Annotated in this window: 20 protein-coding genes; 11 read left to right on the top strand and 9 right to left on the bottom strand. The window is 62.1% G+C overall.

Annotated features, from left to right (window positions below; all coding sequences use genetic code 11):
* The first annotated feature begins 150 nt into the window (after positions 1–150).
* The gene (locus M1P90_RS04145; RefSeq protein WP_483701391.1) at positions 151–519 is read left to right on the top strand and encodes a transposase; all 369 of its coding nucleotides are present in this window, start codon (positions 151–153) and stop codon (positions 517–519) included.
* A 113-nt stretch (positions 520–632) separates the two neighbouring features.
* Here the strand turns inward: M1P90_RS04145 and M1P90_RS04140 are convergent, their stop codons facing one another.
* The 5 genes from M1P90_RS04140 to rsmI all read right to left on the bottom strand — a co-directional run bounded on the left by M1P90_RS04140 (position 633) and on the right by rsmI (position 6002).
* Positions 633–1007 carry a hypothetical protein gene (locus M1P90_RS04140; RefSeq protein ID WP_483701390.1) on the bottom strand — a complete coding sequence of 125 codons (375 nt, stop codon included), beginning with the start codon at positions 1005–1007 and terminating at the stop codon, positions 633–635.
* Between the two features lie 1695 nt (positions 1008–2702).
* A complete protein-coding gene (locus M1P90_RS04135; RefSeq protein WP_483701389.1) occupies positions 2703–3383 on the bottom strand; it encodes an RHS repeat-associated core domain-containing protein in 681 nt (226 codons plus the stop codon).
* 215 nt (positions 3384–3598) lie between these two features.
* The gene (locus M1P90_RS04130; RefSeq protein ID WP_483701388.1) at positions 3599–4006 is read right to left on the bottom strand and encodes a VOC family protein; all 408 of its coding nucleotides are present in this window, start codon (positions 4004–4006) and stop codon (positions 3599–3601) included.
* A gap of 162 nt (positions 4007–4168) precedes the next feature.
* The gene (locus M1P90_RS04125; protein WP_483701386.1) at positions 4169–5293 is read right to left on the bottom strand and encodes a tRNA-ribosyltransferase family protein; all 1125 of its coding nucleotides are present in this window, start codon (positions 5291–5293) and stop codon (positions 4169–4171) included.
* Entirely contained in the window at positions 5286–6002 is a 717-nt protein-coding gene (gene rsmI / locus M1P90_RS04120; protein WP_483701385.1) for a 16S rRNA (cytidine(1402)-2'-O)-methyltransferase, read from the bottom strand. Before rsmI ends, M1P90_RS04125 begins: the two co-directional genes overlap by 8 nt.
* Before the next feature lie 327 nt (positions 6003–6329).
* Here rsmI and M1P90_RS04115 point away from each other — a divergent pair, with 327 nt between their 5' ends.
* The 5 genes from M1P90_RS04115 to M1P90_RS04095 all read left to right on the top strand — a co-directional run bounded on the left by M1P90_RS04115 (position 6330) and on the right by M1P90_RS04095 (position 14578).
* Positions 6330–6956 (top strand): V4R domain-containing protein, encoded by a 627-nt coding sequence (locus M1P90_RS04115; protein WP_483701384.1) that lies wholly within the window; start codon positions 6330–6332, stop codon positions 6954–6956.
* Between the two features lie 98 nt (positions 6957–7054).
* Positions 7055–7972, top strand: coding sequence for a carbohydrate kinase family protein (locus tag M1P90_RS04110; protein WP_483701383.1), 918 nt, complete (start codon positions 7055–7057; stop codon positions 7970–7972).
* A gap of 359 nt (positions 7973–8331) precedes the next feature.
* The gene (locus M1P90_RS04105) at positions 8332–9948 is read left to right on the top strand and encodes an ATP-binding protein (RefSeq protein WP_483701382.1); all 1617 of its coding nucleotides are present in this window, start codon (positions 8332–8334) and stop codon (positions 9946–9948) included.
* 224 nt (positions 9949–10172) lie between these two features.
* Complete coding sequence (locus M1P90_RS04100) at positions 10173–10265, top strand: LPXTG cell wall anchor domain-containing protein (protein WP_483701381.1); 93 nt, start codon at positions 10173–10175, stop codon at positions 10263–10265.
* A gap of 206 nt (positions 10266–10471) precedes the next feature.
* Entirely contained in the window at positions 10472–14578 is a 4107-nt protein-coding gene (locus tag M1P90_RS04095) for a DUF4011 domain-containing protein (RefSeq protein ID WP_483701380.1), read from the top strand.
* A gap of 106 nt (positions 14579–14684) precedes the next feature.
* Here M1P90_RS04095 and M1P90_RS04090 read toward each other — a convergent pair whose 3' ends face one another.
* Positions 14685–15428 (bottom strand): sulfite exporter TauE/SafE family protein, encoded by a 744-nt coding sequence (locus M1P90_RS04090; protein ID WP_483701379.1) that lies wholly within the window; start codon positions 15426–15428, stop codon positions 14685–14687.
* A gap of 668 nt (positions 15429–16096) precedes the next feature.
* On the opposite strand from M1P90_RS04090, the gene M1P90_RS04085 reads away from it, so the two are divergent.
* The 4 genes from M1P90_RS04085 (at position 16097) to M1P90_RS04070 (ending at position 18314) form a co-directional block, all read left to right on the top strand.
* Positions 16097–16588, top strand: a complete 492-nt coding sequence (locus M1P90_RS04085; RefSeq protein WP_483701378.1) for a hypothetical protein — start codon at positions 16097–16099, stop codon at positions 16586–16588.
* 62 nt (positions 16589–16650) lie between these two features.
* A complete protein-coding gene (locus M1P90_RS04080; protein WP_483701377.1) occupies positions 16651–16914 on the top strand; it encodes a hypothetical protein in 264 nt (87 codons plus the stop codon).
* A 30-nt stretch (positions 16915–16944) separates the two neighbouring features.
* Positions 16945–17340 (top strand): AMIN-like domain-containing (lipo)protein, encoded by a 396-nt coding sequence (locus M1P90_RS04075; protein ID WP_483701376.1) that lies wholly within the window; start codon positions 16945–16947, stop codon positions 17338–17340.
* A 206-nt stretch (positions 17341–17546) separates the two neighbouring features.
* Entirely contained in the window at positions 17547–18314 is a 768-nt protein-coding gene (locus tag M1P90_RS04070; protein WP_483701375.1) for an alpha/beta fold hydrolase, read from the top strand.
* Positions 18315–18333: 19 nt separating this feature from the next.
* On the opposite strand, the gene M1P90_RS04065 is transcribed toward M1P90_RS04070, so the two are convergent.
* The gene (locus M1P90_RS04065; protein ID WP_483701374.1) at positions 18334–18645 is read right to left on the bottom strand and encodes a phosphoglycerate mutase family protein; all 312 of its coding nucleotides are present in this window, start codon (positions 18643–18645) and stop codon (positions 18334–18336) included.
* A gap of 162 nt (positions 18646–18807) precedes the next feature.
* Positions 18808–19077, bottom strand: coding sequence for a hypothetical protein (locus tag M1P90_RS04060; protein ID WP_483701373.1), 270 nt, complete (start codon positions 19075–19077; stop codon positions 18808–18810).
* Positions 19078–19163: 86 nt separating this feature from the next.
* On the opposite strand from M1P90_RS04060, the gene M1P90_RS04055 reads away from it, so the two are divergent.
* Positions 19164–19706 carry an MOSC domain-containing protein gene (locus M1P90_RS04055; RefSeq protein ID WP_483701372.1) on the top strand — a complete coding sequence of 181 codons (543 nt, stop codon included), beginning with the start codon at positions 19164–19166 and terminating at the stop codon, positions 19704–19706.
* A 250-nt stretch (positions 19707–19956) separates the two neighbouring features.
* Here M1P90_RS04055 and M1P90_RS04050 read toward each other — a convergent pair whose 3' ends face one another.
* Positions 19957–20892, bottom strand: coding sequence for an aldo/keto reductase (locus M1P90_RS04050; protein WP_483701371.1), 936 nt, complete (start codon positions 20890–20892; stop codon positions 19957–19959).
* Positions 20893–20999 lie beyond the last annotated feature (107 nt).

Raw genomic sequence — 20999 nt, 5'->3', positions numbered from 1 at the left:
AATGACAAGCACCTACCGAGGGCCGAAAAGATGAACCACAGAGACACGGAGGCACAGAGATAGTACATTGAAGGACGGGTCGGACCAAGCACTTTGCTGGGATCAAAAGCTGTCTTATGCCTGAGTACACCATAGATGATGTGCACCAACTTGCGCATCACTGCTCCGATAATCACGCCTTTCGGCTTGCCGCGCGCCGCCAGCCGCGCGGCAAACGTCTGGAACACCTCGCTGCATCGCATCGCTGTGATTGCCGGCCAGTACAGTGCCGCCCGCACGCGCCCCGCCTTCTTGAGCGAGCCGAGCCATCGGATCCAGTTTGTCTATGTGCCGAAACATACGTCCTGGCTCAATCAGATCGAGATCTGGTTCAGCATTTTGGTGCGACGGGTGCTCAAGCGCGGCAACTTCAGTTCAGTCGAGGCGTTGCGCGAGCGCATTCTCGCGTTTATTGCCTCCGTTAATCAAACAGCCAAGCCGTTCAGATGGACGTATGCTGGTCGTCCATTGACGATATAACCAGAAACGCATTTCCGCAGAGCTGTACTAGCTGAAAGTTCAAAGGTCTCATCAGTTCAATACTCATTAAAGTTAGTGCTATTTAACCACCGGAGAGTTTACAGCTGTGCTCGTCACAGGTATAACCTGGCGGGGAAGACAGTACGCCACCATGCTCTCCAAGCGCGAAGTACATGTGGAAGGTGCCCCGTCGGATCTGTCCACCGCACCGGCCCATTGAGCACATAGCTGTAGCGATTGAGCGCCTGCGGGTTGTCCAGCTCCCACGGATTACCAACTTTCTGCTTCTCGTCGTCCGAAAGCCGGAACCAGAAGGGCTGGCCGTTCTCGCCATTCAGCGTCGCGCCAAAGCCGACTTCGTGGAAGTCGACGGTCAGCGGCTTGAGTGCAATGCCGTCGAGGCTGCCGCTGATGGCTTGGGCCGCAGGGCCGAAGATTGTCTGGGCGGACCTGTGTGTCCGCCCCCGCTCTGTTTGCGCGTGCCGCAAGCAGTGCCAGCTTCAGCGCAGTTTGCTCGGGCCGCAGGGCCGCCAGGGCTCGCGCCGCCCCGGCACCCGGCGTCGGGGCTTTCGCCCCGAACCCCAAATTTGATGTGGTTGGCTTCTACAATGTCTTTGTGCCATGCCTCCGTTGTGCCAAAAGCTGGCAACGGACGAAGAAAGCATCGTTGTTTATGAAGCATTCAATCTGGCACGCACTACATCGTCAGATGCCGACGCGCCCGCATCGGAGTTGGAAGAAGCCCTCAATACGATCTTCTTTGACTTTGAAAAACTCCATACGTATCTGCGAGATTTAGAACTCCAGCAGGATTGCTATAGCAAATAGCAATAATAGTTACTACTGTCGGACTCTTCGCCAAAAAATAATAATTTGTATCAGAACAAGTAATACTAAACTATACCAAAGTATATCGTTATTCCACCACACAGATAATACTGTTATAAATAGAATAATACTAGGGATAGCGTAGAACTCAAGGCGACTAGTTTTAAATAGTCGTTCTTTATGTCTCCTTCGTTTTACCCATATAGCAGCCGGAATTAGCATAGCGCAAACAAAAAAAGCCCACAAAATGCTTCTACTAAACCACGTCGCAAGGATTATACTGAGTAGAAAAAAACTAGCAATTACAAAAATCTCGATTAGATCATTTTCTTCCATATATGTACCCTCCCTGCTCTGTTTCCAACTTACATGTAAACAGCGCATTATAGAATTTAATTATATCTACACAAATTTACATTATTCAGATATCTATACTATTGTTCATTATCGTGTCCATCGATACCAGCCTTCCCGTGTAAGACTTGTTCCTGCAAGACGATCATAGAAACTACGCGATACATTATGATCTGGTACTGATCCAACTCCATTTGGACCTACCTACTTTGCAGTAAGTCTACCATCATAAGATGCCTTATACCCGCTACCACCATTGACCAAATCACGTTCATAACTAAAATTTGTCTTTTCTAGTGCAAAAGAATCCCAAATCTGATGTGGTTGGCTTCAATAGTGCCGGTGTGTCAGGCCCCCGTTGTGCCAAAAGCTGGCAACGGACGAAAGAAGCATCGTTGGTTATGGAAGCATTCAAGCTGGCGCGTCCTGCACCGTGCGATGCCAGCGCGCCCCGCAACGGAGGCATGATCACGAGCATTGCGCTTGATACCGACACTCATTGCCAGAGGGGGTCCGGGGGAACCGGCAAGGGTTCCACCGGTCGGGGGCACGGGGGCGAAGCGCCCCGATAAAAACACATATACATTTCAAGCCAGTTTGCTCGGGCCGCAGGGCCGCCGGGGCTCGCGCCGCCCCACCCACTTCGTGGGTACCCGCCCGGCGTCGGGGCTTCCGCCCCGAACCCCAAATTTGATGTGGTTGGCTTCTACAATGTCTTTGTGCCATGCCTCCGTTGTGCCAAAAAAGGCGGCCAACCATTCGCATTTGTTGTCAGGCCTACTGCGTTACTTGCTAAAATATTGTATGCATGCCCAAACCATAATTCCAATACCTAAAAGTGTGCTGCCAATATAGGAAATGGGGTGCGACGGGTCTTCTTTGCGCACTTCTCGGTATCTTGGTAATATAGGCAGTATTCCTAAATAGAATAATACTAATCCCCCACCAAACACAATTGCAAAGCGTTGCCAGGGCCCAAGTATCCACATTTTATTGTGCTCCTAAGGCAGGCTCATAATTAATATTTGAGGCAATTCCACCAAAGAAACCGCCAAGCCAGCAACTGCGCCCGTAACAATCGCAGCTCCATTGATATTTGTAGTTAAGGCCTGCTGGAAATCCATACCACTTTGCATGTTTCCAGCAACTTGCGATCCACAGGCGATGCCAGCGCCGACTACCACTCCCACCACTGTCCCAATACACATCGGGCAGTGTCCGGTTGGGTCAGCGGTATTGACCGGATTATTATTGACGTATGTATAGCGGTTGAGCTGCTGCGGATCGGCGGGGTCATTGCTGGCCTTATTCGGCCCCATAGTCATGGCGCTTGCGCCCGGCACCACGCTGTCGGCGCTCACGAACCGTGCCAGCACGGGGTTCTCCATGCGGGCATGGTAATACAACAAGCCGGTGCCGTCCAGCCGCTGGCCGGTGTAGTTCAGTGTGGTTTGCGCTGATCGCGCCGGATTTGATCTGGCCCCACGGGTCGAAGTATTGGCGCGCGATGCTGCTGCCCGCGCTGTCGCTGCTGGCGCAGCAGGGCGAAACCTCTGCACACATTTTGCTTGCCGAGCTCGACCCAGCCGGTGTGCCGGAGCGGCAGCTGGCGATGTCGCAAAGCACGCGCTACCGCCGGCGCGCAGTTGCTTGCCCTGCTCACGCAGGGGCACGCTGTACATTCGTAAAAGCACTGCGCAGGGGTGCGGCACGACCCAGCAGGTCGTCGGAAGCACGCAGCAGGTCGTCGGAATAACTCTGTAAGCCGACGGAAGCATCAAGCAGGCTGACGGAACGACCAAGCAGGCGCCGGAAGCATCGTGCAGCTCAGCGCAACAGCGTAGTGCCTGTTGCCGCCCAGGCCGGCACGTGGCCCGAACGGCAACGGGCGCGCAGCCTACGACTTCGGGCCGGTGTAGACGATCTCGACCAGGATGCGGTCGGGGGTTTCGAACATGACCTGATAGTAGGTGGAAGTCTCGTCAAAGGTGAAATCGGGCCGGTGGCGCGGCGTTTCGAACAAGGGCGCAATGCCCCCTTCAGCCAGGTACGTCACTGCCGCATCAACATCCGCCTGCGTGGCCGTGCTGACGGCAAAATGGTTCAGGCCCGGCCCGTCGTAGTCGTTCGCGGCGCTCGTGGTGGCGCTGCCGAACCACAGGCTCACGCCATTGCTGTCGCCAACGCCCAGCATGCCTTCGCCATCGTAGATGGTCTGCCACCCCAGAAACGCAAACATGTCGCGGTAGAAGCCCATATTCTCGGTGTCGATGCTGAATACCAGGTGGCCAAGCTTGGTCTGCATACCAGTTCCTCCTCACAAACACAATACCCGCATAGAATAGCACAAACGTGCCATTGTGTATTGGAAATTTGCGACAGGCACAACGGACGAAGGACAAAAGACGAAGGACGAAAACACGACAGCGCCTCAGTTCCTTCGTCTTTCGTCCTTCGTCAATGGTTGTTAAGCCGCGCTGCGCAGGTGCTCGGCCAGCATAGCCATGAAGCGCAGGTTGTGGATGGTCGCAAGCCGCAGGTAGAGCGTGTCGCCGGCTTTGTGGAGGTGGTGGAGGTAGCCGAGCGTGTATTTCCGGCAGGTCAGGCAATCGCACACGGGCGAGATCGGCTCGGCGGTTTTGATATGCTTTTTGTCTTCGATGTAGGTATAGCTGTACCAGCTGCCGCGCAAGGCAAAACCCGGGGCGCGCGGGTCGGCGGCGAAGCTGTACAGCCGACCGTGGCGCGCATCCCGCGTGGGCATGGCGCTGTCGAACAGGCCATAGCCGAGCGCGGCGCAGGCCGCGACATTGCCGGGCTGGCCCACGCCCAGCGCGTGCATCGGGAATTCGGGCGGGATGAGCGCGCGCGTGTAGGCCAGAATGTCGTGCAGGAGCTGGCCCTTGGCATCCAGCGGCCAGCCGCCAAAGCCATAGCCATCAAAGCCTATTGCCAGCAGCGCCTCGGCGCACTCGCGCCGCAGCTCGTGCACGCCGCCGCCCTGCACCACCGCAAACAAGAGCGGGCGGCGCGTTTCGGCTGCCGCAGCGCGCGCCCGCCGCCCGCCACGCCGCTCGGCCAGCAGGCGCTCGAATTCGTCTTTGCAGCGCCGCGCCCAGCGGATCGTGCGCCCCACCGATGCGCGCTGCTCGTCGAGCGAGTCGTCGACATGCGTGCAGTCGTCCAGGCACACCACAATATCTGCGCCATAGGCCAGCTGCAGCTGCACGCTCTTCTCGGGCGTAAGCTGGAAGGGTCGGTCGGCGCCTTCGGGCGTGAAACGAATGCCCGAGTCGGTCAGCGTGCCAAAGCGCGGGTTCTGGCGGATCAGCGAGTAGGCCTGAAAGCCGCCCGAGTCGGTAATAATCGGGCCGGGCCAGTCGGCCATGCGGTGCAGGCCGCCCAGCGCCTGGATGGTCGAGCTGCCGGGCTTCTGCATCAGGTGGAAGACGTTCATCACCAGCGCGTGAATGCCCGCGCCGCGCAGGTCGTCGGTGTCGACCGCGCGCACCACGCCCAGGGTCGCGTCGGGCAAAAACGCCGGCAGCGCAAGGTCGCCATGCGGCAGCGCAAGGGTCGTTCGGTCAATCATCGGCGTCGTCAGGGTCGTCCTGCTCTTCTGCCGCGCGCAGCTTGCGGTCGAGCCCGCTGATCACCACGATATACTCGCCCTTGGGCTTGGTGACCAGTTCGGACTGCAGCAGCTCGGAGATCGTGCCGCGTTCGACGCGCTCGAACATCTTGGTCAGGTCGTTCGCCAGCGCCGCCGGCCGGTCGCCAAACACTTCCAGCGCATCTTTCAGAAAGGCCGCGATGCGGTAGGTGCTTTCATAGAAGATCAGGGTGTGCGGCGCGTGCAGATCGACGGCCATGAAGCGGCGGCGCGGGCCGGGCTTGCGCGGCGCAAAGCCGCGAAACGTGAAGCTGTGCAGCGCCAGCCCCGAAAGCACCAGCGCCATGATCAGGCCCGTCGGCCCGGGCGCCATTGTCACCTCGAGGTCTTCCTCGATTGCGCGCCGCACCAGCGTAAAACCCGGGTCGGAAATGCCCGGCGTGCCGGCATCGCTCACCAGCGCCACCGACTGCCCGCGCTTGAGCATGCCAATGATCCGCGCGCCAGCTTCCCCTTCGTTATGCTCGTGAAAGGCGAGCTGCGGCTTATGAATATCGAAATGCTTGAGCAGCACGCCGGTTTTGCGCGTATCCTCGCTGGCCACCAGATCGACCGAGCGCAGGATTTCGAGCGCGCGCAGGGTAATATCGCCCAGGTTGCCTATCGGCGTGGCGACAAGATACAGCATGGGAAACGGCCTCGTTCGTGCGGAAACAACCCCGCCATTATAGCACGCGCCTCCCCTGCCATCGCTCAGCCACTCCACGCAGTTCTGGCCGACCTATGTGCCGACCCGATGGAAACCACTGCCCGGCCGTAAACGACCGGGCTGATGGTACAAAGCCTCTGCGAGACTGGTGAGTAGCCCTGCAAGGGCTTCGTTTTTTCAGCCCGACCGTTCACGGTCGGGTGAACAGGTGATGCGACGGCCCGGCAAACTATGCTATACTCTGCGCAGCGACCGCGCCCGTCGCAATGCCGTATTCGCCGCACGAGAACGAGTGAGGTGGCAGCGATGACCGACGAGCAGCACATTCCTTCGCAGGTGCTCCGGCAGGTGTGCGACAGCGTGATCGACAACCTTGGCGAGCGCAGCCTGCGCCTCTTGTTCGCCCAGGCCGGGATGCAGCAGTACTACAGCGGCGGCGCGCTCCCACCCGACGACGACTCGCCCTCCGCGACGCTCACCGAGCTGAGCCATCTCTTCGCCACCGCCTTCCGCATTTTCGGCGACAAAGGCATGCGCCCGATTCTGCTGCGCGCGGGCCGCAACTCGCTCAAGCATTTCCGCGAAACCAACAAGGGCCTGGCGGCGCTGGCTGGCGCGGCCTTCAAAGTGCTGCCCACCGACGCCAAAATCAAGCTGGTGCTTTCGCGCTCGGCAAAAATTGCCGAAGAACTGCTGCACGCCCCACACCGCACCTACGACACAGCGGACGGCTTCTTTGTTGAGATCAGCGCCTGCCCCTACTGCGCCGGCAACCAGTCCGAGCGGGCAATCTGCTTTTTCCCGGTGGGCTTCTATGGCGAGGCGCTGCGCTGGGCCACCGGCGAAACCTACCCGGTCGAGGAAATTGCGTGCATCGCGAAAGGCGACCAGCACTGCCTGGTGCGGATCGGCCGCGCGCCAGCGGGGGCGTAAAATACGACGACCGACGACGGGCTTACGCCATAATCAGGCGAACACAAGGCTTGCCCTTGCGTGAACCTGCAACCTTCCAACCTGCAACCTGCAACCCTATGCCCAACATCTTCATTTCCGGCCTGATCAACATCGAAACGACCGTGCAGGTCGAGGGCTTCCCGATCGGCTACACTCCTGTGCGCTACCCATTCTTTGGCGTGCGCAGCACCGTGGCGGGCGTGGGCTACAACATTGCGCGGGCGCTCCATACGCTCGGCAACCAGGTGCGGCTGGCCGCGCTTGTCGGCAACGACCTGCCGGGCGCGATGGTAGCCGCCCAACTGCGCGCCGATGCGCTGCCGGGCGAGTTCGTGCTGCCGCGCCTCGCCGCCACCCCACAGTCGGCCGTTCTCTACGACCCAGGCGGCCGCCGCCAGATCAATAGCGATCTGAAGGACATTCAGGAGCAGCAATACCCGCCCGCGCTGTTCGAGCAAGCAATCGAGGGCTGCGCGCTGGCTGCGCTGTGCAACATCAACTTCTCGCGCCCGCTGCTGGCGCACGCAAAACGGCGCGGCCTGCCTGTCGCCACCGACGTGCACGCAATCAGTGAGCTGGATGATGCATACAATCACGATTTCATGGCCGCCGCCGACATCCTTTTCATGAGCCACGAACGCCTGCCTTTCGCGCCGGAAGACTGGGTGCGCGCCGTGCAGGAGCGCTACGCCACACCGATCTGCGTGGTTGGGCTGGGCGGCGCGGGCGCGCTGCTGGGTGTGCGCGCCGATGGCTTCCTCGGCCGCTTCCCCGCCGTACAGACCCGCCCGGTCGTCAATACGGTCGGCGCGGGCGACGCCTTGTTCGCCGCGTTTGTGCACGGCTACGCCACTACCGGCGATCCGCACGAGGCGCTGCGCCGCGCAATCACTTTCGCTTCTTACAAAATTGGCGCAACCGGCGCCGCCGAAGGCTTCCTCTCCGCCGCCGAGCTCGAAGCCCTGCATGTGGCGAACCAGCACCAAGAAGAATAAACCGCAAAGAGCGCAGAGAAGCGCAGAGAGCCGATGAAGGGCGTATTACTATACGCCCAGACCGAAGAACGGGCATATTGCATATGCCCGCCAGAGAAGAACGGGCATATTGCATATGCCCGCCAGAGAAGAACGGGCATATTGCATAGGCCCGCCAGAATCGGCGTATACAATAACCTGCAAACCCGCAACCCACACCCGCGCCCCTCCATGCCTCTGTGCCTCCGTGGTGAACTATTTCGCCCCCGCGCCTTTGGTACGCCCCCGCGAGATGACTATCGGCCTATTCTCTTGGGGGCCGCGCCGCGCCTATACTAGGGCGACGTTGAACCACCGTTGTACCAGAGGGGTTAGCCAGTATGCGCATTCTGATCGACCAGCGCTCGTTTGAAGAAATGCAAAGCAAGCCGTCGCACTCGCGCGACTGCTACGTGCGCAACACCGAATACCTGCACCACCTGTATGTCGACGGCGTGAAATACCTGGTGGCGCGCGCCGTGTACGATGGCATCAAGCGCGCACAGGAAGCCGACGACCAGGAAGCCCTGCTGCACCTGCTGTTCCACAAAGAAGAGCTGGAAAAAGTGGTGGCCGAGGCGCGCGCCAAGGGCGTCAACCTCGCAAGCACGCGCGCAATTGGCGACCCGCCGCCCACCGACGACATATCCATGCCCAAGCTGTCGAACTCGTTCAACCCGCCCGAGCCGCAGACCGTCGAGGAAACCGGCTTGAACCGCACCTTCCTGTATGAGCACATGACCCGGATTATTTATAACAAGGGGCGCGTGACGGGGCTGGAGCTGGTGGATGACATGAAGCTGCCGTATGGCATCATTGATGTGATCCTGAAGGAGCTGCGCGGCCAGGAGCTGGTTGATATTGCCGGGCAGCGCGGGTATGGCGATGTGAATTATGAGTACGTCCTTACCCCGAGAGGCAATCAGGCCGCCGCCGACGCGCTGCTCAAAACCATGTACTCCGGCCCCTGCCCGGTTCCACTCGACACATGGATCGACTCGGTCAAGGCGCAGACGGTGAAGAACGTTGTTGTGACGCGCAAAAACATTCGCGAGGCATTCCAGGGCCTGGTGATCGACGAATCAATTCTCAACCAGGTTGGCCCGGCCGTGAACTCGGCCTCGTCGGTGATGCTGTTTGGCTTCCCCGGCAACGGCAAAACCACCATCGCCGAGCGCATCACGCACCTCATGGGCGACGACATCTTCATCCCCTACACGATCTACGCCGACGGCGCGGTAATCAAAATGTACGACGCCATCGTGCACGAAGCGCCCAAGCGCGCACTGCCCGACACGCTGGAGTACGACCAGCGCTGGGTGCGCGTCAGCCGCCCGGTCGTGATCGTCGGCGGCGAGCTGACGCTGGAAGGGCTCGGGCTGATCTACAACAAAGAATCGCGCATGTACGAAGCGCCCTTCCAGATGAAGGCCAACTGCGGCATCTTCCTGATCGACGACTTTGGCCGCCAGCAGGTGCGCGTGTTCGACCTGCTGAACCGCTGGATCGTGCCGCTGGAAAAGCGCTACGACTTCCTCACCACCGTCACCGGCAAAAAGCTGCAAATCCCCTTCGACCAGCTGATCATGTTCTCGACCAACCTCGACCCGAACGACCTCGGCGACGATGCGCTGCTGCGGCGCATCAAGTTCAAGTTCGAAATTATCGACCCGACCGAGGAGCAGTGGCGCGAGATCTGGCGGATTATGTGCCGCATGTATAAGGTGCCCTACGACGACCGCGGCCTCGATTACCTGCTTGAGAAGTGGTACAAGCCCGACGAGCGCCCGCTGCGCATGTGCCAGCCGCGCGACATTCTCTTGCAGGCCATGGCGATTGCAAAATACAACATGGAAACCGTCACGCTCAATGCCGACCTGCTCGACGCTGCATGTGCCACGTACTTCACCAGCAAGGAGAAAAAGAACTTCGGCGCAAAAGTGCGGCTGGATTTGTAAAAGCCAGGCCGTGCGCAACCCGGGCGTGGGGCGCAGATCGACACACTTCTTGCGGGGCGGCCAGCACGGCCGCCCTTTGCGCGCCCGCCACCAAACTGCGCCCGAACCGCTTATATTTTCCTGCCCGAAAGCTGCTACACTCCTGCGCACAGCCGCCACACGTATTGCCTCTCTGCTCGGCTGTGCTTTGGCAGGTCGCCCTACTACCAAGGAGGAACGTTCACATGACGACATGGCTTTTGCTGGCAGGGGCGGCGGTTGGTTGCACCGCATTCTGGTACAGCTGGAAGCGCCGCAATTCCAAAAACCCCAAGTAGCTCGCTCCGCATCCTTCCTCCCACCGGGCCGCGCACGAACACTGCGCGGCCCGGCGCTTTTTTGGGCTTGATTGTGAGTGTATTGGACACAGACGCACGCAGAACAGTCTGAACTGCTTGTCTGCGTCCATCCGCGTCCATCAGCGTCCCATTTTCTGCACCTGCCCAATTTGACGATCCGGCCCCGGGCGCGCTACAATCGCGCCATGCCCACAACATCAATTGACATCTGGAAAAATCGCCTGCTGGATCTAAGCCGGCGCAACCGCCTGTTGCATCTGCGCGCTGGCGCAAGCGGTGTGATCGCGCTGACGAACCCGCCCGCCGCCGAGCTGTTTGGCCTGCTGACGCGCAATCGCAAGCTGGAGTTCGCCGACGCGCTCACGCCCGATCAGCGCCTCGACGCGCTCGGCTGGGACGCGCCCGCCACCGGCACAACCACGCGCCTCGACCGCATCACCCCGCCCCGGCCCAAAGCCGACCAGCTCGCCACCGACCGCGCGCCAGCCGATCAGGAGCGCGCGCTGTACACGCTGCGGCTGCGCGCCCGCACCGTCCTGGGCGAGCAGGGCATCAACGTGCTGTATGTGGCGGTGGGTTTTCTGGAATGGCTCACGCCCGGCGCGGGCGAAACCTTCTGGCGTTCGCCCTTGCTGCTGGTGCCGGTGGAGCTGACGCGCAGCGTGCCCGGCGGGCGCTACAGCCTGCGTATGACCGACGACGAGGTCACGCTCAACCCGACGCTGGTGTACAAACTGCGCAAGGAGTTCGGCCTAACACTGCCCGATCTGCCCGACGACGACGATTTCGCGCTGGAGCCGTTTCTTGCGCAGATCGAGGCGCTGGTGGCTGGGCACGATGGCTGGCAGGTGACGCGTGAGTGCGCGCTGGGGCTGTTCTCCTTCCTCAAGCTGCTGATGTACAACGACCTCGACCACGCCGCCGCCACAGCCGAGCAGCACCCGCTGGTCGGGTTGCTGGCCGGCACATCGAGCGCGGCCGGGCTGGCCACGCCAAGCGACCCGCTGGAAGCGCAGATTGCCCCGCCCGACGCGCAGTATGCGCTTGACGCGCGCCCGCCCGAGTATTGCTACCAGGTGCTCGACGCCGATTCCAGCCAGGCATCGGCGGTGGCGGCGGCGCGCACGGGCGCGAGTTTCGTGCTGCAAGGGCCGCCCGGCACTGGCAAAAGCCAGACGATCACGAACATCATTGCCGAGCTGCTGGCCGATGGCAAGCGCGTGCTGTTTGTCAGCGAGAAAATGGCCGCCTTGCAGGTGGTGTACGAGCGGCTGGAACAATCCGGCCTGGGCGATTTCTGCCTGGAGCTGCACAGCCACAAGGCCAGCAAGCGCGCCGTGCTGCAAACCCTCGACGCGGCATTGTCCGCCGCACCGCCGCCAGCCGACCCGGCCTTTCCCTACGCCGAACTCAGCCAGGCGCGCGATCAATTGAACATGTACGCGCAGGCGCTCCATACGCCCGACCCGGCGCTGGGCTGGACGCCCTTCAGCGTGCATGGCCGGCTGGCAGTGCTTGCCGACGCGCCCGACACCAGCGCGCCCCTTGGCGAATTAGAAAGCTACACCGCCGAGCGGCTGGGCGCGGCCGACGCCCTGCTGACGCGTCTCGACGCGCACGCCACTTTGCTGCAAGCCATGCCCGACAATATCTGGCGTGGCTGTGCAATTACGAATAGCTCGTTCGAGCAGCGCGGGCGCGTGCGGGCGCGGCTGCGCGCCTTGCTGGCCGCGCTGGGCGAGCTTGAGCGCGAGGCCGGCGCATTCGCCGCGCTGCTTGGCGCGCCTCCACCCCAGTCGCTGGCGAACACACGCGCCCTGCTGGGTGTGGCAACGCTCCTGCGCGAGTCGCAATCTGCGCCAACCGAGTGGCTCGACGACGCCAATGCCGCCCACCGCCAGGCGCTGATTGCCGAGGCCGCGCCGCGCTACGCTGCCCAGGCCGACGCCGAGGCGCGCTTGTTCCAGCGCTACACCGAAGGCGTGCTCGACCTGGAGCTGGACGGGCTGCGCGATCGTTTTGCCACGCAGTACACCGACTGGTCGCGCGCACTGCGCCCGCAGTTTCACCGCGACATTGGCGCGCTGCGCGCTCAGGCCCGCCCCGGCGCAGAGGTTTCGCCCGACAGCGCCGCCGCCGACTTGCAGCTTGCAATTGCTGTGCGCGATGCGCGCCAGTGGGCGGGCGCGAACGAAGCAGACTTACGTGCGCAGCTTGCGCCACTGTTTGCCGGCACCAGCACCAGCTGGGCGCAGCTCGCGGCCAGCGCCGGCTGGGCCGCGCGGCTGCTGGCGCTCGACCTGCCGCAGCCGCTGCCCGCGCCAATCATTCAGGCCGCCACTCAGGCACCAGCCGCCCGTGCCGCCCTGCTGGCCGCCGCCGAGCGCCTGGCCCGCGCACTCGCCCCGGTTGACGCCGAGCTGCAATTTGTGCGCGAACTGCAACTGGAGCGCGCCGAATTGCAGCCCGACGCCCTGGAGCGCGCTTCCTCCCCGCTGCTGCACACCCAGCTGACCCAACTGCTTGAGCGCATGGGCGAGCTCGACCAGTGGTGGGAATACTGCGAGCTGCGCGCCGCCGCCGAGCCGATTGGCATGGGCGCATTTGTCGACGCGATCAGCCGCGACGCGCAGGCCGCCGCACAGCCGCGCCGCGCCTTCTACAAACGCCTGTGCCAGCGCTGGCTCGACCGCGCCTACGAGCAGATGCCGGTGCTGCGGCGCTTTACGCGCAGCGGCCACGAGGCGCTGATCGAACGCTTCCGCCGGCTCGACCGCGAGCAGATGCCCGCGACCCAGGCGCGCCTGCGCCGCCTGCTGGCTGGCCGCCGCCCCGACCTGAGCAGCGTGGCCGCGCCCGGCAGCGAACTGGCGACCCTGCGCCGCGAACTTCAGAAACAGCGCCGCCACAAGCCCATCCGCCAGCTGTTTCGCGAAATGCCGCAGCTGCTCGGCCAGCTCAAGCCCTGCATGCTGATGAGCCCGCTGTCGATCAGCCAGTTTCTCGACCCAGCGCTGCCGCCGTTCGATCTGGTGATTTTTGACGAAGCCTCGCAGATTCGCACTGAGGACGCAATTGGCGCGATTATGCGCGGGCAATCGCTGATTGTGGTGGGCGACAACCGCCAGCTGCCGCCAACCAGCTTTTTCGCCACCGACGACGAGCCCGACGAGGACGACGACGCGGCGGGCGAGATCTACGAGAGCATTCTCGACGCAGCCGGCGCGGCCGGCCTGCCCACGCGCCTCCTGCGCTGGCACTACCGCAGCCGCGACGAAACGCTAATCACCTTTTCGAACCAGCAGTTCTATAATGCGCGGCTGGCAACCTTCCCAAATGCCCTTGCCGCGCCCAATCGCGGTGTGCGCCTTGAGCACGTGCCCGACGGCGTGTACGACCGGCAGGGCAGCCGCACCAACGCGGTCGAGGCGCAGCGCGTGGCCGAGCTGGTGATCGCGCACTGGCGCGCAAATCCCGAGCAATCGCTGGGCGTGGTGACCTTCAGCCAGCCGCAGCAGCTGGCCGTGCTGCATGCGCTGGAGCGCCGCCGCGCCGAGGATGAGTCGCTTGCGCCATTGTTCGACGAAAACCGGCCCGAGGCGTTTTTTGTGAAAAACCTGGAAAACGTGCAGGGCGACGAGCGCGATGCCATGATCATCAGCGTGGGCTATGGCCGCGACTCGGCTGGCCGCCTGCTGATGAACTTCGGCCCGCTCAACCAGGCCGGCGGCGAGCGCCGCCTGAACGTGGCGATCACGCGCGCGCGCGACCGCGTAACGCTGGTGAGCTCGCTCGTGCCCGAGGATATCGACCTGAAGCGTGTGCAGAACCCCGGCCCGCGCCTGCTGCGCGAGTACCTGGAGTATGCGCGCCACGGCGGCCCGGCCAACCCGCTCGAAAACAGCAATGGCGCAGCACGCCCGGCCGCACCGCCGCGCCCGCTGTCGCAATCGCTCGACCCGCGCTTTGAGGATCGGCTGGCCGTGGCGCTGGCGAAACGCGGCCTGCAGCTGGCCCGCCAGATCGGCCATTCCGACTTCCGCATCGACATTGCCGTGCGCGACCCGCACAGCCCGCAGCAATTTCGCCTGGGCATTGAGTGCGACGGCGAAGATTTCCGCACCGCGCCAACCGCCCGCGACCGCGAGCGCCTGCGCGAGCAGGTGCTTGGCACGCTTGGCTGGCGCATTCACCGTGCATGGTCGGCCGAGTGGGCGCACGACCCCGAGGCAGTGGTCGATCAGGTGCTGGCAGCGCTGGAAGAAGCCACTGGCGCAGCCCAAACCGCATAATACGAAATCATTCACAGATTACACAGATGCCACAGATGAACTACCTTTTGGGGAATTCATTCTGCGTAATCTGCGTAATCTGTGGATTGGGAAGTAATCGCGCTGCCTAACGCAGCATCCCCAGTGCCGCCACAAAGGTCAGCGCCAGCGCGATCAGCTCGAACACGCGCTGGTTCAGCCGCTCGACAATTGGCCGCCCGATCAGCGCGCCGACCACGGCAAAGGGCGCAAGCCACAGCGAGACGCCCAACGAGCTGGGGTTGATCAGCCCGAGCGACGCGCTAAACGGCACCTTGAACAGATTGATGATCAGGAAGTACCAGGCCGCCGTGCCAACAAACAGAATCTTCGGCAGGCGCGTGGCTAGCAGATAGATCACCATCACCGGGCCGGCCGCGTTCGCCACCATGGTCGTGAAGCCGGCGGTAATGCCGGTGAGCGGCGCAACCCACGGCCGCGACAGGAGCGCATCTTCCTCGGTGCCTGCCGGGCGGCGCGAGCGGATGTATTGAAACACCACCAGCGCCAGCAGAATAATGCCGATGATATGGCGCATCTGCACGTCGTCGATGCGGCCAAGCGCGAAGAACCCTAACACCACGCCCGCCGCCGCCCACGGAAATAATTTCAGCAGGTGCGGCCAGCTTGCGTCGCGCCGGTACGACGACACCGCTACCAGATCGCCAAAGATCAAAATCACCAATACCAGCCCAACCGACTCGCGTGCCGGAAAGACCAGCGCGAAAATCGCCACATTCAGGATGCCCAGGCCAGGAATGCCAGTTTTCGAGAGGCCGACGAGGAAGGCACCGAGCGCACCCAGCGCCCACTGCCAGAGTTCGAGATGCATCGCGCACGTTCCAGATCGCAGTTTGCTTTTCGCCAGGCGCACACTGCAATCCACGATGCGACGAGGCACGGTCGGCGCACAGTATACCGCATCCAGCGTGGCAGTTAAACGCCGTCGCTGGTGTGGGGTGTGACGGAAAGTTCTGCACACAGCTTGTTTGACGCACTGCCCGGCCGTAAACGACCGGTCTGATCGTACAAAGCCTCTGCGAGGCTGGCGAGCAGCAGCCCTGCAAGGGCTTGGTCGCTTCAGCCCGACCGTGAACGGTCGGGTGAGCTGGTGAATGGAGCGTGGCGGCTTGTTTCCAGTGGCTTCAGCCCGCCCTGCAGAAATATCCGTCACACCCGCTGGTGTGAAAATTGCTGAAATGCCAGCGATAGCAAGCCCAAACCGAAGTACCCTGGGAAATAAATTCCCTTACACTCAGCTTCCAGGAAGCTGAGGCCAGTCTTGCTTCAACATGGTAGCCAGATGAGCTTCCTGGAAGCTTGCCCGCTGTACAAAAAACTTTCCTCCAGAATACTAAGCATATTGCTGGCAGCTACAAGTACAGCTTTCACAAATCCTTCCTGCTTCTGACGAAAGACGAATGACCACGGTGGCTTCGTCCTTCGTCTCAGCAACGAGCAATGAATTTCAACCGAGCTTTACCAGAAAGGAGAAACCCCGTGGCGAACACACACCTCGGCATTTACCTGAACGACCACCTGGCCGCGTCGACCGGGGCGCTGGATTTAATGAAGCAGCTTGCCGAAGCACACGCGGGCACGCCAGAAAGCGCCAGCCTTTTGCAGATTCATGCGGAGATCAGTGCCGAGCGGGCCGAGCTTGAGCAGCTGATCGATCGGCTGGAGCTTGGGGAAAGCCTGCCGCGCCAGCTTGGCACCTGGCTGGGTGGCAAGGTTGCCCAGCTCAAATTGCAGATCGACGACAAGGCCACTGGCGCGCTGCGCCTGTTTGAAGGGCTGGAAGCCCTGACCCTCGGCATTCACGGCAAGCGCGCATTATGGATTGTGCTGGGCGAGCTGGCGGAAAACGACGCCGCGCTGCGTGGCCCCGATTACGAGCGCCTGGTGCAGGCTTCGGAAGACCAGCGACAGCGCGTAGAAATCATGCGCCTCGCGGCTGCTCCCGCCGCATTCGCGCCAATTGAGCAATAACGCGATTGCGAAAAGACTCCGGGCAAAGCGTTTATACAGGAAAACGCTTGCAGGAGCCCGCAATGTCGCCGCTGGTACAAACAATTTCTGCCTGGATCGTGCTTGGATTAGGGGCATTCTGGCTGTTCTGGCTCATCCGCCGCCCGCCAGTCGGCCAGCCGCCGCGCATTCTGATCGGGCGGGTGCTGATGCCTGTTTCCGAAATATTATTTGGCGCAACCATGCTGATTCAGCCGATTACGGCCCACACCATGATTTTGCCGATCATCGCTGCCGTGCTGACAATTACTGCACTTGTGCTCGAGCTGCGCAACCGGGTGGTGTAGCGAGCTGCTGTGGAGAAGGAGAGGTTTGCAATGCCGAATGAGACGCCTGTGCTGGTTGCGATTCGCGCCGCCCACCACGCCGAGGCCACGCCATTTTACGACCGGGTGGTATTTGAGTTTCGCGGCGCGCTGCCGCCCATGCGCATCGAGTATGTGCCGCAGCTAATCAGCGACGGCTCGGGCCTGCCCGTTGCGCTGGCGGGGCGCGCAATTCTGCTGGTGCAGTTCTCGCCCGCGCTGGCCCACAATGACGCCGGGGCAACCGCGCCCAGCCGCCTTGCGCCACGCTTGCCGCTGGTACGCGAAATCGCGCAGGCCGGTGATTTCGAAGCAGTGGTGACCTACGGCATCGGGCTGCGGCGGCGCGCCATCACCCGCATCCTGACAATGGAGAATGCTTCGCGCCTGGTGATTGACGTTATGTAAAAAGCGTCACGATATGCCATAAAATGTAGCAATCCCAACTGCCTTGTAAACTGAGAAGACGCTGTTACGCTAACAGGTTCTTGGTTCTCGGTTCTCAGTTCTGGCAGATTTGCTTATACGTTAAGCAGCTCAGTGCTCTCTCTGTTCTCTGTGGCCGGCTACACTTTCTGGCATGCTGATGATCGCGCGTGTGGAGGGGAAGCGGTATGTTTATCACACATAACGGCGCGCAGATTTTCACGGTGTCGTTTGGCGGCGGGGCGCGCACGCTGCTGGCGCTGGGCGGCTGGGTTGGCAGCTGGGAGCTGTGGGCGCCGCCGTTCGCGGCTCTGAGCCAATCGTGGCGCACCGTGGGCTTCGACCATCGCGGCTGCGGGGCGGCCATTGCGCCAGTTGATACGATCACAATGCCCAATATGGTGGCGGATGTGCTGGCAGTGGCCGATGCAATGGGTATTGGACAGTGTGTGCTGGCGGCTGAGTCATCGGGCGTGGCGGTGGCATTGCAGGCGGCGCTGGCGCATCCCGAGCGCTTCACCGGCCTGGTCTGCGTGTCGGGCGTGTACCACCGCCCTGCATCGGCTGGCCCCGACCCCTTTGTCGCCAGCCTGCGCGCCAACTACCGCGCCACGCTGGCCGGTTTCGTCAACGCCTGCGTGCCCGAGCCCGACAGCGACGCGATTCGGCACTGGGGCCGCCAGATCGTGTATCGCGCCGAGCAGGAAGCGGCAATTCGCCTGTATGAATGCGTGGAGGGCATCGATCTGCGCGCGCAGGTTGGGCAGATCAGCCAGCCCACGCTGATCATCCACGGCACTGAGGACGCCATTGTGCCATTCGCAGGCGCGGAGTGGCTGGCCACGCAAATTCCACACAACCGCTTTGTGCGTCTGGAAGGCACGGGCCACGTGCCCACCATGACACGCGCCGGCGAAGTTGCGCGCGCCATCGACGAGTTCTTTCCGGTGGCATAGCGAGGGAAACGGGGAAGCTCTACCGTTCCCCTGGCTGGCCCGCCGCAGCATCAAGATGCCAGGCGTCGTTGTAGCGCTCCAGCCGCCAGCCCGCGCCATCGTGCTCCCAAACGGTCAGGGCCGTGTGGCGCGGTTCGAAACGCGCCCGCCGCACCGGGCTGGACAGCAGCACACGACAGTCGCTCAATTCACCGCTGGCGGCGAAGCGCTGCTGTAGTGCCTGTGACTGCGCGACGCCGGTTTCCGTCAGGCCACGACAGCCGCCCACATCGGCAATACGCCCTTCACGTGAATGAATCGAGTCGGCGTGGCGGATCAGCAACAGGCGCATATGGTTCCTTTTCAAACATACAACTGCCGCCCCGGGCTTGCTGGGGCGGCAGTTGTGTGCGAAACGAGCAAGGCGCAAAGACTCGAGCTTATAGCGTTCTTCCGAAAGCCCTTCGTGCCTTCGTGGTAAACGTTCCAGATGGCCTAGTTGAAGAGCATGGCGCTAGAGAATGCCGCAATCCTCGAAGGCCGACTGCACTGCCTTCGCCGCGTTCTTGCCATACAGGCGCTGCGCCGCCGCTACCGCCGAGCGCGCCAGGTCGGGCATGCTGGTGCCGGGGAAGTCGAACTGGCCTTCCAGAATGATCGTATCGGCCTGGACATGGCCGAGCTTGTTGCGAATATCCCACAGCGCGCGCGACCAGATCTGGCCGTCGTAGTGCACCTTGCCGCGCAGATCTTCGGGAATTGCCGCCCTGTGCATTTTTGGCATCAGAATGGGTTAATTCAATAATCAGGTCAGAACGCAAGAAGGCTGCTATAATGCGCTCGTCCTGAAAGAAACGGAAGGAAGCAGGTATGAGCGCCACCGTCGAAGCCGTCAGCCGCAGCGCCACACACTCGTTCAGCAAGCCCAGCGAGCCGAGCATCGAATTGCTGGCCGGGCTGGGCGTGGCGGGCGACACACATTCGGGTGTCACGGTGCAGCACCGCTCGCGCGTCGCCGCCGACCCCACGCAGCCCAACCTGCGGCAGGTGCATCTCATCCACGGCGAGCTGCACGACGAGCTGCGCGCGGCCGGGTTTCGCGTGGCAGCCGGCGACATGGGCGAGAATATTACGACTCGCGGCATCGACCTGCTGGGGCTGCCGCGCGGCACGCGCCTCTATATCGGCGCGCAGGCCGTGGTCGAAGTGACCGGGCTGCGCAACCCGTGCGGACAGCTCGACCAGTTTCAGGATGGCTTGCTCAGCGCCGTGCTCGACCGCGACACGCAGGGCAAGCTCGTTCGCAAAGCGGGCATCATGGGCGTGGTGCTGGCGGGCGGCACAATTCACCCCGGCGACGTGATCCGCGCCGAGCTGCCGCCACTTCCGCACGAAGCGCTGGAGCGGGTGTAAACCAGCCTGAGCATGAAATACAATCCACAGATTACGCAGATTACGCAGATTACACTAATTTCGGGCGAAAACTTTTCCTTTGTCATTCTGAACGAAGCGTTAGCGAAGTGAAGAATCTTCTATTCACAACAGCCAGAGATGCTTCGCTACGCTCAGCATGACACTTAAAAGTGATAAAGCGAAACGCAATCTGCGCCATCTGCGTAATCTGCGGATGATTCTTTCGCTTCGTGGTTTGGTGCCTCAGAACCTACTGCCCCGACACGCTATCGACCGCGCCAAACAGATCGATCACGCGCTGGCGCAGCGGCTCGGGCAGCGGCGGGCGCAAAATCGCCGCGACATTCTCTTCAAGATGCTGCGGGTTGCCGGTTCCGCTCAGAATCACATCCAGCCCCGGCTCGGCGCGGCAGAAACGATATGCCGCCTCGGGCAGGCTCTCAGCCGCTTCCAGCAAGAACCCGAACGCGTCGTCTGGGTCGATTTTGGCCGGGTCGAGCGCGCCCTGCGCCACGAGGCCCGCCACTACTTCGCGCAGCTTGACCGGCCGGCTGAGCGCGTCGCGCACGGCAAACATGCACAGCGTGCCAATGCCGCGCCGCTGCGTTTCGGCCAGCACGCGCTCGCGCGCCGACTGGTTGAGCATATTGAAGCCCACCATCATCACATCCCAGCACGGATCGTGCAGGGCGCGCGCAAGCATGGCATGCCCGGTGTCGCTGCCGAACACTTCGGTGATGCCCAGAAAGCGAATCTTGCCTGCGTCGCGCAGCCGCTTCATCACCGGCACCAGCTCCTCGGCGGCGCGCGCGTAGTGCTCGGGCCACACACCGTGCAGGTGGTAGATATCCACATAGTCGGTGCCCAGCCGCGCCAGGCTTGCGTCGAGCGCCGCCACTAATGCGTCTGCACTGATCGGCTGGCCATTGGCCACCGGCGACTTCTTGGTGGAAAGAATCACGTCCTGCCGCGCCACGCCCCGCAGCGCCGCGCCGATCAGCGCCTCGGTGCCATAGGCCTCAGCCGTGTCGATGAAGTTCACCCCCAGCTCCAGCGCCCGCCGCACAATCGCGCTCGACGTATCGCTGCTCGCGCCGGTATTCTGCCCCAGCCGGCTGTGCCCGCCGCCGCCCAGCCCCAGCACGCTTGCGCGCAGCCCGGTGCGCCCCAGTGTCACATACTCCACAGTGTCCTCCTTCTGCTGTGCGCCCATTATACCGCCGGTGGCACGGCCCTTGCCGATGCGAAATCGTCCTTTTGGGCACCCAGCTCGCATTGAAGGAGAGAAGGGGA

Source organism: Kouleothrix sp. 19917 (genome assembly GCF_057073505.1).
This window is presented reverse-complemented; position numbering and strand designations above follow the sequence as displayed.

Excerpts from the sequence above, each read along its gene's own strand:
- M1P90_RS04130 (WP_483701388.1), bottom strand. The coding sequence starts at position 4,006 with ATGCAGACCAAGCTTGGCCACCTGGTATTCAGCATCGACACCGAGAAT.
- M1P90_RS04125 (WP_483701386.1), bottom strand. The coding sequence starts at position 5,293 with ATGATTGACCGAACGACCCTTGCGCTGCCGCATGGCGACCTTGCGCTG.
- M1P90_RS04105 (WP_483701382.1), top strand. The coding sequence starts at position 8,332 with ATGCGCATTCTGATCGACCAGCGCTCGTTTGAAGAAATGCAAAGCAAG.
- M1P90_RS04110 (WP_483701383.1), top strand. The coding sequence starts at position 7,055 with ATGCCCAACATCTTCATTTCCGGCCTGATCAACATCGAAACGACCGTG.
- M1P90_RS04055 (WP_483701372.1), top strand. The coding sequence starts at position 19,164 with ATGAGCGCCACCGTCGAAGCCGTCAGCCGCAGCGCCACACACTCGTTC.
- M1P90_RS04060 (WP_483701373.1), bottom strand. The coding sequence starts at position 19,077 with ATGCCAAAAATGCACAGGGCGGCAATTCCCGAAGATCTGCGCGGCAAG.
- M1P90_RS04070 (WP_483701375.1), top strand. The coding sequence starts at position 17,547 with ATGTTTATCACACATAACGGCGCGCAGATTTTCACGGTGTCGTTTGGC.
- M1P90_RS04135 (WP_483701389.1), bottom strand. The coding sequence starts at position 3,383 with ATGTACAGCGTGCCCCTGCGTGAGCAGGGCAAGCAACTGCGCGCCGGC.
- M1P90_RS04080 (WP_483701377.1), top strand. The coding sequence starts at position 16,651 with ATGTCGCCGCTGGTACAAACAATTTCTGCCTGGATCGTGCTTGGATTA.
- M1P90_RS04075 (WP_483701376.1), top strand. The coding sequence starts at position 16,945 with ATGCCGAATGAGACGCCTGTGCTGGTTGCGATTCGCGCCGCCCACCAC.
- M1P90_RS04115 (WP_483701384.1), top strand. The coding sequence starts at position 6,330 with ATGACCGACGAGCAGCACATTCCTTCGCAGGTGCTCCGGCAGGTGTGC.
- M1P90_RS04095 (WP_483701380.1), top strand. The coding sequence starts at position 10,472 with ATGCCCACAACATCAATTGACATCTGGAAAAATCGCCTGCTGGATCTA.
- M1P90_RS04090 (WP_483701379.1), bottom strand. The coding sequence starts at position 15,428 with ATGCATCTCGAACTCTGGCAGTGGGCGCTGGGTGCGCTCGGTGCCTTC.
- rsmI (WP_483701385.1), bottom strand. The coding sequence starts at position 6,002 with ATGCTGTATCTTGTCGCCACGCCGATAGGCAACCTGGGCGATATTACC.
- M1P90_RS04065 (WP_483701374.1), bottom strand. The coding sequence starts at position 18,645 with ATGCGCCTGTTGCTGATCCGCCACGCCGACTCGATTCATTCACGTGAA.
- M1P90_RS04100 (WP_483701381.1), top strand. The coding sequence starts at position 10,173 with ATGACGACATGGCTTTTGCTGGCAGGGGCGGCGGTTGGTTGCACCGCA.